The sequence below is a fragment of the Streptomyces sp. NPDC053076 genome, assembly GCF_044546845.1.
Classification (GTDB): Bacteria; Actinomycetota; Actinomycetes; order Streptomycetales; family Streptomycetaceae; genus Streptomyces.
On sequence record NZ_JBITZL010000002.1, the window covers coordinates 1,287,580 to 1,301,966 of the forward strand.

The window sequence follows — 14,387 nt, forward strand, 5'->3', positions numbered from 1 at the left end:
TTAGGGCTGGATAAGGTACGGAGAGGGTCCCCGGTTTGCGAGGAGTGGGTGGATGACGCAGGGCAGGCCCATGCGCGCGGACGCTCGGCGGAACTACGAGCGGTTGCTGAAGGTGGCGGCGGAGGCATTCGCCGAGCATGGGGAGAACGCGTCACTCGACGACATCGCCAAACGGGCGGGCGTCGGCTCGGGCACGCTCTACCGGCACTTCCCGACCCGGCAGGCGCTGCTGGAGGCGGCGTACGTGGAACGGATCGAAGCGCTGGGGGCGCGGGCCGACGAACTGGCGAAGGAGCTGCCGCCGGGCGAGGCACTCGATGAGTGGCTGCACGAGCTGGCCGTCGGCACGCTTCAGGTGCGGGGGATGAAGGCCCTGCTCGGCTCGGCGGTGACGGACGGCGGCGCGGCGGCGCTGACGGCGTGCGCGACCACGGTGAAGGGCGCGGTGGCCCGGCTGGTGGAGGCGGCGCAGGAGGCGGGCGTGCTGCGCGCGGACGTGGAGCCGATCGAGGTGCTGCGGCTGGCGCACGGCGTGGCTTCGGCCGCGGAGCTGGCGGGGGCGGGGGAACGGGAGGTCCGCCGCTATCTGACCCTGCTGACCGAAGGCATCCGACCCAGCTGACCTGATATCCGCGCCGACGGGACGGAGGGCTCACCGGCGCGGACAGGGTGCCGCCGCGCCCACCCGTGCCGCCCCAGCGGCACGACTGCCCGCAGCGGCGCCGGCGCCTCGAAGGCCGGGAACGGGACAGCTCCCCAGGGGCGCGCGGGGAACTGCGCGGCCGGCCATGGCGGGGCGGAAGCGGGGGGCGGGCCGTGACGATGACGGCGGGCCCCGGCGCGATTCCGCCGCGGGGAACTGCGCGGCCGGCCATGGCGGGGCGGAAGCGGGGGCGGGCTGTGACGATGACGGCGGGCCCCGGCGCGATTCCGCCGCGGGGAACTGCGCGGCCGGCCATGGCGGGGCGGAATCGGGGGGCGGCCGCGATGACGGCGGCGGGTCCCCGGCGCGGCTCCGGGGCATGTCCGCGTTACGGCGCCGCCGCTTCGGCCCACCGCTACAGCGCCCGCGCCCCCGGCTCGACCATGTTGCGAACGGTCCGCGCCTTCACGAACTCGCCCATCGCCGTCATGTCCCACTCGCCGGAGAACTGGCGGACGAGCTTGGCCATCAAGACGCCCGTCCGGGGCTCCGCGCCGGTGAGGTCGAAGCGGACCAGCTCCTCGCCCGTCGCCGAGTCGACCAGCCGGCAGTACGCCTTGGCGACCTCCGTGAACTTCTGCCCGGAGAACGAGTTGACGGTGAAGACCAGGCCGGTGACCTCCTGGGGGAGGCGGCCGAGATCCACCACGATGACCTCGTCGTCGCCACCGCCCTCACCGGTGAGGTTGTCACCGGAGTGCTTGACCGCGCCGTTCAGGATCGTCAGCTTGCCGAAGTAGCAGCTGTCGATGTGGTTGCGCTGCGGCCCGTAGGCCATGACCGAGGCGTCCAGGTCGATGTCCTTGCCGCGGAACGCGGGCTCCCAGCCGAGGCCCATCTGCACCCGGGACAGCAGGGGCCGGCCGCCCTTGACAAGGGACACCGTCTGGTTCTTCTGCAGGCTGACCCGGCCCTTGTCCAGGTTGATCTTCCCGGCGCCCGGTGCCGGGGCGGGCGCCGGGGCCACCGGCTGCGGCGGGGCGGCAGCGGCGGCCGGCTGCTGCGGAGCCGTGGCGGCGGGGGCGGCCGGAGCCGTGGCGGCGGGGGCGGCCGGAGCAGCGGCCGGTTCCTCCACCGTCACGCCGAAGTCGGTGGCGATCCCCGCGAGCCCGTCGGCGTACCCCTGGCCGACGGCCCGGGCCTTCCACTGGCCGCCCCTGCGGTAGACCTCCACGACCACCAGCGCGGTCTCGGTGCCGAGCTGCGGCGGGGTGAACGTCGCCAGCACGGCGCCGCCGTCCGCCTCCCGGATCGTGGCCGTCGGCTCGATGCCCTGGAAGGTCTGGCCGGCGGCGTCCGGGCTGGCCGTGACGACGATCTTCTCGATCTCCGGCGGCACCGCGGCGGTGTCGACGGTGACCGCGTCCGGAGCCGTGCCGCCGCCGGAGCGGTACGTCACGCCCGGGCCCGTGGGCTGGTTGTAGAAGATGAAGTCCTCGTCGGAACGCACCTTGCCGTCGGCGGTGAGCAGCAGGCCCGACACGTCGAGCCGCACCGGAGCGGAGACGTCCACCGTCACGCGCGCGGCCGAGAGAGGGATGTTCGAGCCAGGGGTCATAGCTGTCATGCCGGGTGAACGAATGACACCGCTTTACCGTTCCCTTACCGGCCGAACGGCTGACGCCCCCGCGTCGCTTCCGCCGGCCGGACGGCTGACGCCCCCGCGTCGCTCCGTCGGCCGGACGGCTGACGCCCGCGAACGTCGCTCCGTCGGCCGGACGGCTGACGCCTGCGAACGTCGCCCCGTCGGCCGGACGGCTGACGCCCCCGCGTCGCTTTCGTCGGCCGGTCCGCTTACGGCACCACGACGATCTTCCGCCCGACCCCGGACGCGAACTGCTCCAGCGCCTGCGGGTACCGCTCCAGCGGGATCCGGTCGCTGATGAACACCTCGGGGTCCAGGACGCCGTTCGCGAACAGCTCCGCCGCCCGCTCGAAGCTGTGCAGCACGGCCATGGAACCGGTGATCGTGATCTCCTGGTTGTAGATCCGGTACGGGTCGATCGTCACCCGGGTCGCGTAGTCGGCCACCCCGAACTGCAGGAAGGTGCCCGCCTTCGCCACCCGGTCCAGGCCGTCCTGGATCGCCGCCGCGTTGCCGGTCGCGTCGACCACCACGTCCCAGCCGCGCGGCCGGTCCAGCTCGTCCGCGCTGCCGGCCGCCCCCGAGACGCCGAGCCGGCGGGCCGTCTCCAACCGGGCCGGGTTGATGTCGACCACGTCCACGCTCGCGGCACCGGTCCGCTTGGCCAGCTCCAGCATCATCAGGCCCATGGTCCCGGAGCCGTAGATCAGCACGTGGGCGCCCAGACGGGACCGGAGCACGTCGTACCCGCGTACCGCACAGGACAGGGGCTCCACCAGGGCCGCGTCCTCGGTGCGCACGTGCTCGGGCAGCTTCACGCAGTTGGCCACGGGGGCGAGTGCGTACCGCGCGGCCCCGCCCGCCGTCGTCACGCCGATCGCCGCCCACCGCTCGCACAGGTTGTTGTGGCCGGTACGGCAGTACCGGCACTCGTAGCAGTAGAGCGAGGGGTCCACGGCCACCCGGTCGCCGAGCGCCACCTCGGTGACCTGGGTGCCGACCCCGACGACCTCGCCGGCGAACTCGTGCCCGGGGACGATCGGCAGCTTGGGCGCGAACTCGCCCTGGAGGATGTGCAGATCCGTGCCGCACAGGCCGCAGGCGGCGACCTCGACGACGACCTCGCGCGGCCCTGGCGTCGGGTCGGGGACCTCGGTGACGACGGCACGGCCCACGGACTCGATGACGGCGGCCTTCATTTCACGGCTCCCAATGACAGGCCCTGGACCAGCTTGTCCTGGGCGGCGAACCCCGCGGCGAGCACCGGCAGGGAGATGACGAGCGACGCGGCGCACACCTTGGCCAGGAACAGGCCCTGGCTGGTGATGAAGCCGGTCAGGAAGACGGGGGCGGTCTCGGCGACCACGCCCGTGAGGACCCGGGCGAACAACAGCTCGTTCCAGCTGAAGATGAAGCAGATCAGGGCGGTGGCGGCGATGCCGGGCAGGGCGATCGGGGCCACCACGCGCGCGAGGATCGTCGGCAGCCGGGCGCCGTCGATCTGCGCCGCCTCGATCACCGCCACCGGGACCTCGGCGAGGAACGACTGCATCATCCACACCGCGATCGGCAGGTTCATGGAGGTGTAGAGGATGACCAGGAACCAGATGTTGTCCAGCATCCCGGTGTTCTTCGCGAACAGGTAGATCGGCAGCAGGCCGGCCACGACCGGCAGCATCTTCGTGGACAGGAAGAAGAACAGGACGTCCGTCCACTTGCGCACCCGCCGGATCGACAGCGCGTACGCCGCCGGCAGGGCGAGGAGCAGCACACAGAGCGTCGAGACCAGCGACGCGACCGTCGAGTTGACCAGCGCCGGCCAGGGGCTCGCCCCGCCGCCGCTGCCGAAGAACTCGCGGTAGCCGTCCAGGGTGAGGGCGGCACCGAAGGAGGGCGGGTTGGTCGCCGCGTCCGCCTCGGAGTGGAAGGACGTCAGCGCCATCCAGGCGATGGGCAGGAAGAAGACGATCCCGGCCAGCCAGGCCACCAGGCCCATGCCCAGGCCCCGGTGTTTTCTGATCGTCACGGCGATGCCGCTCATGCGCGGGACACCTCCTCGCGGAACAGGGACGACACCACGCGCAGGGCGAAGGTCGCGATGATGATCGAGCCGATGACCACCAGGACGCCGGCGGCCGAGGCGAGGCCGTTCTCGTGGGCCTGGTAGAAGCTCTGGTAGACGGTGTAGGGAAGGTTGGCGGTGCCCAGGCCGCCGGACGTGATCGTGAAGACCGCGTCGAAGTTCTGGACGATGTAGATCGAGCCCAGCAGGGCGCCGAGTTCGAGGTAGCGGCGCAGGTGCGGGAGCGTCAGATGGCGGAAGACCTGCCAGTCGCTCGCGCCGTCCACGCGCGCGGCCTCGATCTGCTGGGGGTCACGGCTCTGTAGCCCGGCGAGCAGGATCAGCATCATGAAGGGCGTCCACTGCCAGACCAGGGATGCCTCGACCGCCAGCAGCGGGGTGTGCGAGATCCAGTCGGGCTGGGGGCCGCCGACGTAGTGCAGCAGACCGTTGAGCAGGCCGTATTCGGGGTTGTAGAGAACGTGCTTCCAGAGCAGGGCGGCGGCCACCGGGACCACCAGGAAGGGGGCGATCAGCAGAGTGCGGACGATGCCCCGGCCGCGGAACCTGCGGTCCAGCAGCAGTGCCAGCGCCAGGCCGAGGAGCAGGCTGACGAGGACCACCGTGACCGTCAGCAGCACGGTCGTCCACACCGAATGGCGCAGGTCCGTGTCGGTCAGCACCTGGCGGTAGTTGTCGAGACCGGTGAAGTGACGGGCCTTTGGGTAGAGGGCGTTCCAGTCGAAGAAGGAGATCACCAGCGTGGCCACGAACGGCAGCTGGGTCACCACGATCATGAAGACGAGGGCGGGCAGGAGAGGCGCCCGGGTGGACCAGGCGCGCAGGCGGGCGGAGGGCTGCCGGGTGGCGCCTGCCGGTGTCGCCGCGCGGGGGGCTGTCGTCGCGGTCATCGTCCCTCGTACTCCTTGGAGATCCGCTCGGCGAGTCGCTGGGACTTCTTCAGGGCCGAGTCCGTGGACTGCCGTCCGGCGATGGCCGAACTGATCTCCTGGGAGACCTTGGTGCCCAGATCGGTGAACTCGGGGATGCCGACGAACTGGATGCCGGGCGCGGGGCGCTGCTGTACGCCGGGGTCGTTGGGGCGGCTGTTCTCGATGGCCTCCCTGGTCATCTCCTGGAAGGCGGCGGCGGATGTGCGGTAAGCGGCGTTGGTGTACGTCGACGCCCGCTTGCCCGCCGGGACGTTCGACCAGCCGCTGGTCCGGCCCACCAACTGCTCGTAGCCCTTGCTGGACGCCCAGGAGACGAACTTCCATGCCTTGTCCGGGTTGCGGGACGCCTTCTGGATGCCCCAGGCCCAGGTGTAGAGCCAGCCGGAGGACTTCGTCCTCTCCACGGGCGCGGGGGCGTAGCCGAGCCTGCCCTTGACCGGTGAGCCCTTCGCCTCCAGCAGGCCGGCCGCGGAGGTCGCGTCGTACCACATGGCGACCTTGCCCTGGGTCATGTTGTTGAGGCACTCGGCGAAGCCCGACTGGGCGGCGCCGGACTCGCCGTGCTCGCGGACGAGGTCGACGTAGAACTTCGTCGCCTTCTTGAAGGCGGGGGAGTCGAGCCGGGCCCTCCAGTCCTTGTCGAACCAGGTGCCTCCGAAGGTGTTCACGACGGTGGTCAGCGGTGCCATCAGCTCGCCCCAGCCGGGCAGTCCCCGCAGGCAGATGCCCCGCATGCCGGAGCGGGCGCCGTCCGTCTCGGCCGCGAGGTCGGCCACCTGCTGCCAGGTGGGGTGGGCGGGCATCGTCAGGCCCTTCGCCGCGAAGACGTCCTTGCGGTACATGAGGAAGGACGACTCGCCGTAGAAGGGCTGGCCGTAGAGCTTGCCGTCGTCGCCGGTCAGGGACTCGCGCATCGGCTCGAGGACGTCCGGCTCGTCGTACGACGTGTCCTTCGCGACGTATGAGTTCATCTCGCGCAGCCAGCCGTTGCGGGCGTAGATCGGTATCTCGTAGTTGGACAGCGTGGCGACGTCGTACTGGCCGGCCTGGTTGGCGAAGTCCTGGCTGATCTTGTCGCGGACGTCGTTCTCGGGCAGGACCGTGAAGTTGACCTTGATGCCGGTCTCCTTGGTGAAGTGGGCGGCGGTCAGCTTCTGCAACTCGGTCATCTGCGGGTTGTTGACCATCAGGACGTTGATGGCGTCGCCGCCGGAACCGGTCCCGCCCGCGCCGGCCCAGCAGCCGGAGAGCAGCGGGGCGAGCAGCGTCCCAACGGCGGCCGCGACGAGCGTGGCTCGCGGCCTCCGTCGGCTCGGGGTGCGCATGGATCGCTCCTGGAGGTATGAGGGCATGAACGGGAGATATATGGAGATAATGGGCGCTCATGGGTAGGGGGCGCCCCCGAGGGGTGGGGGTCGGCAGGTCAGGCCCGGATGATCAGACCCGGATGACCTGGGGGCCCAGCAGGGAATAACGATGGGCCTCCGCGGCCGGCAGGAGGGTACTGGTCACGATCGTCTCCAGTGCGCCGATCTCCGCGAAGCGGCAGAAGCTGACCGCGCCGAACTTGGTGTGCACGCCCGCGAAGACCGTGCGGCGGGCGGCCCGGACGGCCTGCGCCTTCACCTCGCTCACCGCGGGGTCGGGGGTGGTCAGGCCGTACTCGCGGGAGATGCCGTTGGCCCCGATGTAGGCGAGGTCGATCACGAAACCGGCCAGCATCTTCGTCGTCCAGTGGTCGACGGTGGCCAGCGTGCCCGGGCGGACCCGGCCGCCGAGCAGCAGCACGGAGATCTGGTCCGCCTCCGCGAGGGCGCCCGCGATCGGCAGGGACGCGGTGACCACGGTCAGCGGCCGGTCCCTCGGCAGGGTCTCGGCGATGAGCTGGGGGGTGAAGCCCTCGTCGACGAAGACCGTCTCGGCGTCGCCCAGCAGGCCGGCCGCCGCGGCGGCGATCCGGCGCTTCTCGGGCACATGGCTGGTCGCACGGAAGGCGAGCGTCGTCTCGAAGCCGGCGCTCTCCACCGGATAGGCGCCGCCATGGGTGCGGCGGACCAGGCCATGGTCCTCCAGAGCGCGCAGGTCGCGCCGGATGGTCTCCTTGGCCACGCGCAGTTCGGTGGCGAGCGCGGTGACGTCCACCGAGCCGGTGGCGCGCGCGGCCCGTACGATCTCGCGGCGGCGCTCCTCGGTGGTCCACATGCTGATGTCGTCACCCACTTCCCCGCGGAACTGCCCGTTCGGGCCCATGGGGCAAGTTCTACCGCCGGTGCGCGACGCTGACCAGGTCTGTTGGGTGCCCGATCCTGCCCGCTTGTGCCCGTTCCGCGGGTACCGTGCCCGCCGCGGACCTGCGCGGCTGTCCGGAGCGGAGTGGGATCGGGCACGGTGGATGCCCGGACATGGCGGCGGGCGGGCCCGTTCGGTGCCCGCCCGCGCGCGTGAGGCTTCCCTGCCGGCTGCCGGAGGCAGCCGAACGGCTCAGTACGGCCAGATCGGCGGGTCGTTCACGAAGTGCCCGCCCAGGCGGCTGTGGGCCGGGTTCTCCGGGTCCAGTTCGCCGTGCTCGGCGATGAGCTTCCCGGCGTACGGCTCGGAGTCGTCCCGCGGCTCGTAGCCCAGCGCCCGCGCGCTGGTCAGGTCCCACCACAGGCGGGTGTTGGCGGAGGAGCCGTGGACGACCGTGTGGCCGACCTCCTCGGCGGTCAGCGCCGCGTGGAAGAGGCGGGCGCCGTCGGCCGGGCTCATCCACACCGAGAGCATGCGGACGCTGGTGGGCTCCGGGAAGCAGGAGCCGATGCGCACGGAGACGGTCTCCAGGCCGTGCTTGTCCCAGTAGAGCTGGGCCAGGTCCTCGCCGAAGGACTTCGACAGGCCGTAGTAGGTGTCCGGCCGGCGCGGGGTGTCGACCGGGATCAGCGGCTCGCCCGCGCGCGGGGCCGGCGTAAAGCCGACGGCGTGGTTGGAGGAGGCGAAGACGATCCGCGGCACCCCCTCCTGACGTGCGGCCTCGTACAGGTTGTAGGTGCCCTCGATGTTCGACTTCAGGATCTTCTCGAAGGGCGCTTCCAGGGAGATGCCCGCGAGGTGCAGGATCGCGTCCACGCCCCGCACCGCCTCGCGCAGCGCCTCCCGGTCGCCGAGGTCCGCGGTGATCGCGTCCGGCTCGCTCTCGATCGGACGGACGTCGAACAGGCGCAGTGTGTAGCCGTACTCCGGCAGCAGGGACCGCATCAGGGTGCCGAGCCCGCCGGCGGCGCCGGTGAGCAGGACGGTGCGGGGAGCGGGCATCCTTCGGTCTCCTTGATGTCCTTGAGCCAACGGCCTCATGCGTAGACAGGGTTCACATTCATGGACACGCTAGGGAGGGCCGATGTGCCCCGTCAAGTGGGCCCCGACAGGGGGGAAATCCGGTGCCGTGTTGCCGGTTCGCCCGCTTGACCCGCTCCGATACCGGCCCGTAGCGTGAAGCCGTTCAGAAATATAGACGACGATCAGAAGCATGCACCGACAGGGAGCGCCTGTGACGCCAGCCCCTCTCGCCGCCCGGCTCCGCGAGCCGAGCGGGCCGCTCTTCTTCCCCGTCACGGCCTACGGCCCCGGCGGCCCACTCGACCTGGACGTCTACCGCACCCATGTGCGCCAGGGTGTCGCTGCCGGTGCCGCCGCCGTCTTCGCCTGCTGCGGTACCGGGGAGTTCCACGCGCTGCTGCCCGAGGAGTTCGAGGCGTGCGTCCGGGTGGCCGTCGAGGCGACCGGAGGCCGCGTCCCGGTCGTGGCGGGCGCCGGCTACGGCACCGCCCTCGCCGTCCGCTATGCCCGGCTCGCCGCCGACGCGGGCGCCGACGGCCTCCTCGCCATGCCGCCGTATCTCGTGCACGCGGGTCAGGAAGGCCTGCTGCGGCACTACCGTGAGGTCGCCGCGGCCACCGCCCTGCCGGTGATCGTCTACCAGCGCGACAACGCCGTCTTCACCCCGCGGACGGTGGTGGAACTCGCCCGCACCGAGGGGATCACCGGCCTCAAGGACGGCCTGGGCGACCTCGGCCTGATGCAGCAGATCGTCAGCGCCGTCCGCACGGAGGTCCCGGGCGACTTCCTGTACTTCAACGGTCTGCCCACCGCGGAGCAGACCCAGCTCGCGTACCACGCCCTCGGCGTCACCCTGTACTCCTCGGCCGTCTTCTGCTTCGCCCCCGAGATCGCCCTCGCCTACCACCGGGCCCTGACCACGGGCGACGCGGCGACCCTGCGGCGTCTCCTGGACGGCTTCTACCGCCCGTTCGTGGAACTGCGCGCCCAGGGCCACGGCTACGCCGTCTCCCTCGTCAAGGCGGGCGTACGGCTGCGCGGCCTGGACGTCGGCGAGGTCCGGCCCCCGCTGTACGAGCCGGCCGAGGAGCACGTCAAACAGCTCGCCCAGCTGATCGAGCGGGGACTCGCCCTCCTGGAGGAGGGCGAGTGAGCGGGCAGGGGTCGGCTCAGTTGGAGGAGGCACGTGAGCGGGCAGGCTCGGCCCAGTTGGAGGAGGGCGCGTGAGCGGGCATGGTTCGGTCGGGGAAAGGGGGGCGCGTGAGCTGGCACGGCTCGGCCCAACCGGAGGTGGACGCGTGAGCGGGCATGGTTCGGTCCGGGAGAGGGAGGGCGCGTGAAGGCATCGGCGTTCGTCTACCCCTGGGACGTCAACGGCGACCCCGAGGCGCCCGCGCGCATCGCCGGGCTCGGCGTCGGGCAGGTCACGCTCGCCGCCGCCTACCACTCCACCCGGGCGCTGACCCCGCGCCACCCGCGCCACCGCATCGTCACCGCCGAGTACGCGGCCGTCCTGTACCCGCCGGGCGGCCGATGGGCGGGCCGCGGCCTGCGGCCCTACCCCGCCGGCCGCTGGGCCCCCGGTAACGCCTACGGCCAGGCCGCCGAGGCTCTCGCCGCGGCCGGCCTGGAAGTGCACACCTGGGTCGTGCTCGCCCACAACTCCCGGCTGGGCGCCGAACACCCCGACACCTCGGTCGTGAACGCGTACGGCGACCGCTACCCGTGGGCGCCCTGCATCGCCCAGCCCGCCACGCGCGCGTACCTGACCGACCTGGCCGCCGAGGCCGCCGTACGCCCCGGCGCGCAGGGCACCGAACTGGAGTCCCTCGGCTGGTACGGGTTGCAGCACCTGCACGCCCACGACAAGATCTCGGGCGTCGGCCTCGGGGACGCCGGGCAGTACCTGATGTCGCTGTGCTTCTGCCCGTCCTGCCGCAACGGCTACGGCGAACGGGGCCTGGACGCCGACGCGCTGGCGGCGGCCGTACGCGAGGCGCTGGAACCGCTGTGGCGCGGCACGGCCGGCGACGACGGCTGGCCCACCGTCGGGAAGCTGCTCGGCGAGGACACGGCGACCGCCACGCGCGCGTGGCGCGACACCACCGCCCGCACCCTCCAGGAGGAGGCCGTCGCCGCCGTCCGCGCCGCCGCACCCGAGGGCTTCCGCGTCCTGCTGCACGCCGACCCGGTCTCCTACCACTGCGGCGCCAACGTGGGCGTCGACCCCGCCCACATCCTGTCCGTGGCCGACGGAGTGGTGGTGCCCTGCACGGGCGGTACGGCCCTGCTGGCGCCCTTCGCCGGGCACGCGCCGGAGGGGACGGTGCTGGCCGCCAACCTCACCGTCGTCACGGGCATGGGCGGCAGCCCCGGCACGCTCGCGGCGGACGCGGCACGCGCGCGTGCCGACGGCGCGACGGAACTGAGGCTGTATCACGCCGGGTTGGCGTCGGACGGGGACCTCGCCGCGGTGCGCGCGGCACTGTCCGCCCGCTGACGCAGCAGGGCGGCCGTCCCCAGCAGTGCCAGGCCGTAGCACGGCAGCAGCAGCCCGGGACCGGCCAGTTCCACCAGGCCGGCGCCGACGGCCAGCCCGAGCACGTTGGGGGTGAACATCAGCGTGTTGGCGGTCGCCGTCGCCCGGCCGAGCAGCGGCCCGGGGGTCTCGTGCTGGACCGCGGTGAGCGCGGCGATCAGCACACAGGGCAGCCCCAGACCGCTCGCCACGCCGGACGCGAGCGCCACCGGGTCCCACGGCACGACCCGCGCCACCACCGCGGCCCCCGTCAGCGCGATCCCGGCCGCCGCGAACCGCCGCCCGCCCAGCCGCCGCAGCGCCGGCCCGGCGAGCAGCCCGGCGGCCACCGAACCGACGCCTTGTGCGGCGTACAGCACGCCCAGATAGGCGGGGGAGTGGCCCAGCCGGTCGACCACGGCGTAGCCCGTCGGGCTGCTCAGCGAGGCGAGCAGCATGGTGGCACCGCCCGCCCGGACCAGCGGGCGCAGCCCCGGGTGCCCCCACAGCCGGCGGGCGCCCTCGGCGGTCTCCCGCCACCAGTCGGCGCCGGACCTGACGGGCCGCTCCTCGCGCACCCGGATCAGGCCGCAGACCCCGGCCGCGAGCACGAAGCTCACCGCGTCCAGACAGGCCACGGCCGGGCCTCCACAGGCCGCGTAGAGCCCCGCGCCGGTCAGCGGGGCGACGAGCTTCATGCCCTCGGTGACCGTCATCCGCAGCCCGTTGAAGTCGCCCAGGAGGTCGGCACCGACGGCGGTGGTGACCAGCGCCGACTCGGCGGCGTCATGGACCGTACCGGCGGCCCCGTACACCAGCAGGACGGCGTACAGCAGCCACAGGCGGCCGGGGGAGTCGACGGCGAAGAGGGTGAGGAGCAGCGCCGCGAGCCCCAGGTTCAGCGTGATGAGCAGGGGCACCCGGCGAACCCGGTCGGCGAGCGTGCCGAGCGCCGGTCCGGCCAGGGTGGGCACCCACATCGCGAGTACGCACAGGGCGGCCAGACCGTCGGAGCCGGTCATGTCCTTCACCCACACGCCCGACGCCAGCCACAGCGAGGAGGTGCCGAAGCCGGACACCACCACCGCCGCCAGATACAGCCCCGCGTTGCGGTCCCGCAACACGCGCAGCACGGTCGAAGAGGTCGTCATGCCCGCTCATCGTGCGTCTAAGGCGGGCGTGCCGGGATCGGGAAGATGCCCCGGTTCCCGGGCCGTGCGCGGTGGCGGCCGGTCGGGCGTCGTGAGTCCGGCCGCGGCGACCGATTGCTGCCGGGCCGGTGCGGTGGCGGGGATCAGGGGTGGTGGGGGTGCGGTGCGGTGGTGAGAGTGGCCGTTCGGTGGCGGGGGCCAGGCGTCCTGAGTGCCGTTGCGATCGTGGGAGTGGCCGTGCGCGGTGGCGGCGGGTCGGGCGTCGTGAGTCCGGCCGCGGCGACCGATTGCTGCCGGGCCGGTGCGGTGGCGGGGATCAGGGGCGGTGGCGGGGATCAGGAGTGGTGGGGGCGTGGTGGTGGGGGAGTGGCCGTTCGCGGTGGTGGTGGGCCGCAGGCCGCCGGGGCGTCGGGGCGGCGGCGGTGGGGGCCCTTAAGGTTGCCGGCGGTGCGGCGGTGCGGCGGTGCGGCGGTGCGGCGGTGCGGCGGTGCGGCGGTGCGGCGGTGCGGTGGTGCGGTGGTGCGGTGGTGTGGCGGTGCGGTGGTGTGGCGCCGATGAGTTCGCGGGGGTCGGCCGGTCAGTCCTTCGTACGGCACGTACGCGTCACTGGAGGAGTGCGCCATGACCATCGCCGATCTCGGCCCGCAGACCGACATCGTGGCCCGGCTCGCCGAAGCCGTCACCGAGGAGCAGCTGACGGCCGCCACACCCTGCCCGGGCTGCGCGGTGCGCAACCTGCTGGGCCACGTGCTGTCGCTGTCCGTGGCCTTCCGGGACGCCGCCCGCAAGGAGCTGGGCGCGACGACCGACACCAGCCCGAACTCCGCGCCCTGGGACCTCGACCCCGGCTGGCGCGAGCGGCTTCCCGAGGCGCTGGACGAGCTGGCCGCCGCCTGGCGTGACCCGGCCGCCTGGACCGGCGACACCCGCGCCGGCGGGGTGGATCTGCCGGGTGCGGTCGCCGGTGCGGTCGTCGCCGACGAGCTGGTGATCCACGGCTGGGACCTGGCCCGCGCCACCGGCCAGGACTACGCCCCCGACCCGGCGGCCCTGGCGTCGGCCCACGGCTTCCTGCTGGCCGCGGCCGACGCACCGGAACGCGCCGACGGCCTGTTCGGCCCGGTGGTACCGGTCCCGGCGGGCGCGTCGCTGCTCGACCGGGCGGTGGCACTGAGCGGACGGGATCCGGGGTGGCGGCCGTAGGGGCCCGCCCTGGAGGGGATGCGCCCACCTCCGAGGGGACCGCCCCGGAGGGGATGCGCCCGCCCCGGAGGGGATGCGCCCGCCCTGGAGGGGACCGCCCTGGAGGGGACCCGCCCCGGAGGGGATGCGCCCGTCCCCGAGGGGACCCGCCCCGGAGGGACGTGCCCGTACCGGAGTGCTTGAACGAGCGCCGTCGCGGGTGGGCAGGCATGATCGGATGACCGGATGCTCGTCATTCCGGAGCAGGGCCGCGACCCGCCTCGCACCCGTGGCCCGCGCACGCATCGGTCGGCCCAGAGCTACGGAGGAAGCCGCAATGGACGAGCACTACGTGTGGGTGACGACGCGCCGTCTTCAGCCGGGCACGCTGGAGGAGTTCGAAAGGGCATGGCGCCCTGCCCCCGCCCCGCAGGGCCTGCGCCGCGCCTACGCGTACTGGTCCGAGGACGGACAGGAGGTCACCGGGGTGTCGTTCTGGGACTCCCGGGACGCCTGCGACTCCTGGCGGACCTCCGACCCGGAGGCACAGCGGCGCGCGGCCATGGCCCCGTACGTCGTGGAGGAACGCGAAGGCTTCTACCGCGGCCGTGAACTCACCGTTCCGGACGCCGGGCGTGGATGACCGCGGGGTGTCGGCATGAGCGAGATCGTCATCGTGTATGAACTGGACCAGCCGGTGGCCGACGCCCAACGGCGCCCCCACCGGGTGCACGCGGCACCCGCCGCCCCCGACAGGCCCGACGTGGTGGGACCACGGACACTGTGCGGCAGGGACACCTTCGCCATGGCGAGGGCCCGCTCGACGCCCCCCGGGGTCCCCGGTACACCGTGGTACCCCGTGGAGTACGCGTCCGTGGTCTGCCCCGACTGCGACGCCGTGATGGAGATCTGACCGGAACC

Annotated in this window: 14 protein-coding genes; 6 read left to right on the forward strand and 8 right to left on the reverse strand. The window is 72.8% G+C overall.

Going from position 1 to position 14,387, the window contains the following annotated elements; translation table 11 throughout:
• Positions 1–52: 52 nt before the first annotated feature.
• A complete protein-coding gene (locus tag ACIGYR_RS13030) occupies positions 53–622 on the forward strand; it encodes a TetR/AcrR family transcriptional regulator (protein ID WP_399595197.1) in 570 nt (189 codons plus the stop codon).
• Positions 623–1,058: 436 nt separating this feature from the next.
• Here the strand turns inward: ACIGYR_RS13030 and ACIGYR_RS13035 are convergent, their stop codons facing one another.
• From ACIGYR_RS13035 to ACIGYR_RS13065, 7 genes are all read right to left on the reverse strand, one after another.
• Complete coding sequence (locus tag ACIGYR_RS13035; RefSeq protein ID WP_399595194.1) at positions 1,059–2,261, reverse strand: TerD family protein; 1,203 nt, start codon at positions 2,259–2,261, stop codon at positions 1,059–1,061.
• A gap of 236 nt (positions 2,262–2,497) precedes the next feature.
• A complete protein-coding gene (locus ACIGYR_RS13040) occupies positions 2,498–3,487 on the reverse strand; it encodes a zinc-dependent alcohol dehydrogenase family protein (RefSeq protein ID WP_391839492.1) in 990 nt (329 codons plus the stop codon).
• Positions 3,484–4,329 carry a carbohydrate ABC transporter permease gene (locus ACIGYR_RS13045; protein ID WP_399595192.1) on the reverse strand — a complete coding sequence of 282 codons (846 nt, stop codon included), beginning with the start codon at positions 4,327–4,329 and terminating at the stop codon, positions 3,484–3,486. Before ACIGYR_RS13045 ends, ACIGYR_RS13040 begins: the two co-directional genes overlap by 4 nt.
• The gene (locus tag ACIGYR_RS13050) at positions 4,326–5,261 is read right to left on the reverse strand and encodes a carbohydrate ABC transporter permease (protein WP_399595188.1); all 936 of its coding nucleotides are present in this window, start codon (positions 5,259–5,261) and stop codon (positions 4,326–4,328) included. Before ACIGYR_RS13050 ends, ACIGYR_RS13045 begins: the two co-directional genes overlap by 4 nt.
• Entirely contained in the window at positions 5,258–6,628 is a 1,371-nt protein-coding gene (locus ACIGYR_RS13055) for an ABC transporter substrate-binding protein (RefSeq protein WP_399595185.1), read from the reverse strand. The genes ACIGYR_RS13050 and ACIGYR_RS13055 overlap by 4 nt, the downstream gene beginning before the upstream one ends.
• A 112-nt stretch (positions 6,629–6,740) precedes the next feature.
• Positions 6,741–7,553 (reverse strand): DeoR/GlpR family DNA-binding transcription regulator, encoded by an 813-nt coding sequence (locus tag ACIGYR_RS13060; RefSeq protein ID WP_399595182.1) that lies wholly within the window; start codon positions 7,551–7,553, stop codon positions 6,741–6,743.
• 231 nt (positions 7,554–7,784) lie between these two features.
• Positions 7,785–8,594 carry an NAD-dependent epimerase/dehydratase family protein gene (locus tag ACIGYR_RS13065; RefSeq protein ID WP_399595179.1) on the reverse strand — a complete coding sequence of 270 codons (810 nt, stop codon included), beginning with the start codon at positions 8,592–8,594 and terminating at the stop codon, positions 7,785–7,787.
• Positions 8,595–8,826: 232 nt separating this feature from the next.
• Here ACIGYR_RS13065 and ACIGYR_RS13070 point away from each other — a divergent pair, with 232 nt between their 5' ends.
• Complete coding sequence (locus ACIGYR_RS13070) at positions 8,827–9,768, forward strand: 5-dehydro-4-deoxyglucarate dehydratase (RefSeq protein ID WP_399595176.1); 942 nt, start codon at positions 8,827–8,829, stop codon at positions 9,766–9,768.
• A 183-nt stretch (positions 9,769–9,951) separates the two neighbouring features.
• The gene (locus ACIGYR_RS13075; RefSeq protein WP_399595173.1) at positions 9,952–11,115 is read left to right on the forward strand and encodes a hypothetical protein; all 1,164 of its coding nucleotides are present in this window, start codon (positions 9,952–9,954) and stop codon (positions 11,113–11,115) included.
• On the opposite strand, the gene ACIGYR_RS13080 is transcribed toward ACIGYR_RS13075, so the two are convergent.
• Positions 11,052–12,284: an MFS transporter gene (locus tag ACIGYR_RS13080; protein ID WP_399595172.1), complete on the reverse strand. Its 1,233-nt coding sequence runs from the start codon at positions 12,282–12,284 to the stop codon at positions 11,052–11,054. The genes ACIGYR_RS13075 and ACIGYR_RS13080 overlap by 64 nt on opposite strands.
• Before the next feature lie 621 nt (positions 12,285–12,905).
• Here ACIGYR_RS13080 and ACIGYR_RS13085 point away from each other — a divergent pair.
• From ACIGYR_RS13085 to ACIGYR_RS13095, 3 genes are all read left to right on the forward strand, one after another.
• The gene (locus ACIGYR_RS13085) at positions 12,906–13,487 is read left to right on the forward strand and encodes a TIGR03086 family metal-binding protein (protein ID WP_391839507.1); all 582 of its coding nucleotides are present in this window, start codon (positions 12,906–12,908) and stop codon (positions 13,485–13,487) included.
• A 316-nt stretch (positions 13,488–13,803) separates the two neighbouring features.
• Positions 13,804–14,109: a hypothetical protein gene (locus tag ACIGYR_RS13090; protein WP_391839509.1), complete on the forward strand. Its 306-nt coding sequence runs from the start codon at positions 13,804–13,806 to the stop codon at positions 14,107–14,109.
• 15 nt (positions 14,110–14,124) lie between these two features.
• Positions 14,125–14,379 carry a hypothetical protein gene (locus tag ACIGYR_RS13095; RefSeq protein WP_391839510.1) on the forward strand — a complete coding sequence of 85 codons (255 nt, stop codon included), beginning with the start codon at positions 14,125–14,127 and terminating at the stop codon, positions 14,377–14,379.
• Positions 14,380–14,387 lie beyond the last annotated feature (8 nt).

What these genes read in the sequence shown, in the direction of transcription:
- ACIGYR_RS13030 (WP_399595197.1), top strand. Translation starts at nt 53, where the DNA reads ATGACGCAGGGCAGGCCCATGCGCGCGGACGCTCGGCGGAACTACGAG.
- ACIGYR_RS13035 (WP_399595194.1), bottom strand. Translation starts at nt 2,261, where the DNA reads ATGACCCCTGGCTCGAACATCCCTCTCTCGGCCGCGCGCGTGACGGTG.
- ACIGYR_RS13050 (WP_399595188.1), bottom strand. Translation starts at nt 5,261, where the DNA reads ATGACCGCGACGACAGCCCCCCGCGCGGCGACACCGGCAGGCGCCACC.
- ACIGYR_RS13055 (WP_399595185.1), bottom strand. Translation starts at nt 6,628, where the DNA reads ATGCGCACCCCGAGCCGACGGAGGCCGCGAGCCACGCTCGTCGCGGCC.
- ACIGYR_RS13040 (WP_391839492.1), bottom strand. Translation starts at nt 3,487, where the DNA reads ATGAAGGCCGCCGTCATCGAGTCCGTGGGCCGTGCCGTCGTCACCGAG.
- ACIGYR_RS13080 (WP_399595172.1), bottom strand. Translation starts at nt 12,284, where the DNA reads ATGACGACCTCTTCGACCGTGCTGCGCGTGTTGCGGGACCGCAACGCG.
- ACIGYR_RS13045 (WP_399595192.1), bottom strand. Translation starts at nt 4,329, where the DNA reads ATGAGCGGCATCGCCGTGACGATCAGAAAACACCGGGGCCTGGGCATG.
- ACIGYR_RS13085 (WP_391839507.1), top strand. Translation starts at nt 12,906, where the DNA reads ATGACCATCGCCGATCTCGGCCCGCAGACCGACATCGTGGCCCGGCTC.
- ACIGYR_RS13090 (WP_391839509.1), top strand. Translation starts at nt 13,804, where the DNA reads ATGGACGAGCACTACGTGTGGGTGACGACGCGCCGTCTTCAGCCGGGC.
- ACIGYR_RS13060 (WP_399595182.1), bottom strand. Translation starts at nt 7,553, where the DNA reads ATGGGCCCGAACGGGCAGTTCCGCGGGGAAGTGGGTGACGACATCAGC.
- ACIGYR_RS13065 (WP_399595179.1), bottom strand. Translation starts at nt 8,594, where the DNA reads ATGCCCGCTCCCCGCACCGTCCTGCTCACCGGCGCCGCCGGCGGGCTC.
- ACIGYR_RS13095 (WP_391839510.1), top strand. Translation starts at nt 14,125, where the DNA reads ATGAGCGAGATCGTCATCGTGTATGAACTGGACCAGCCGGTGGCCGAC.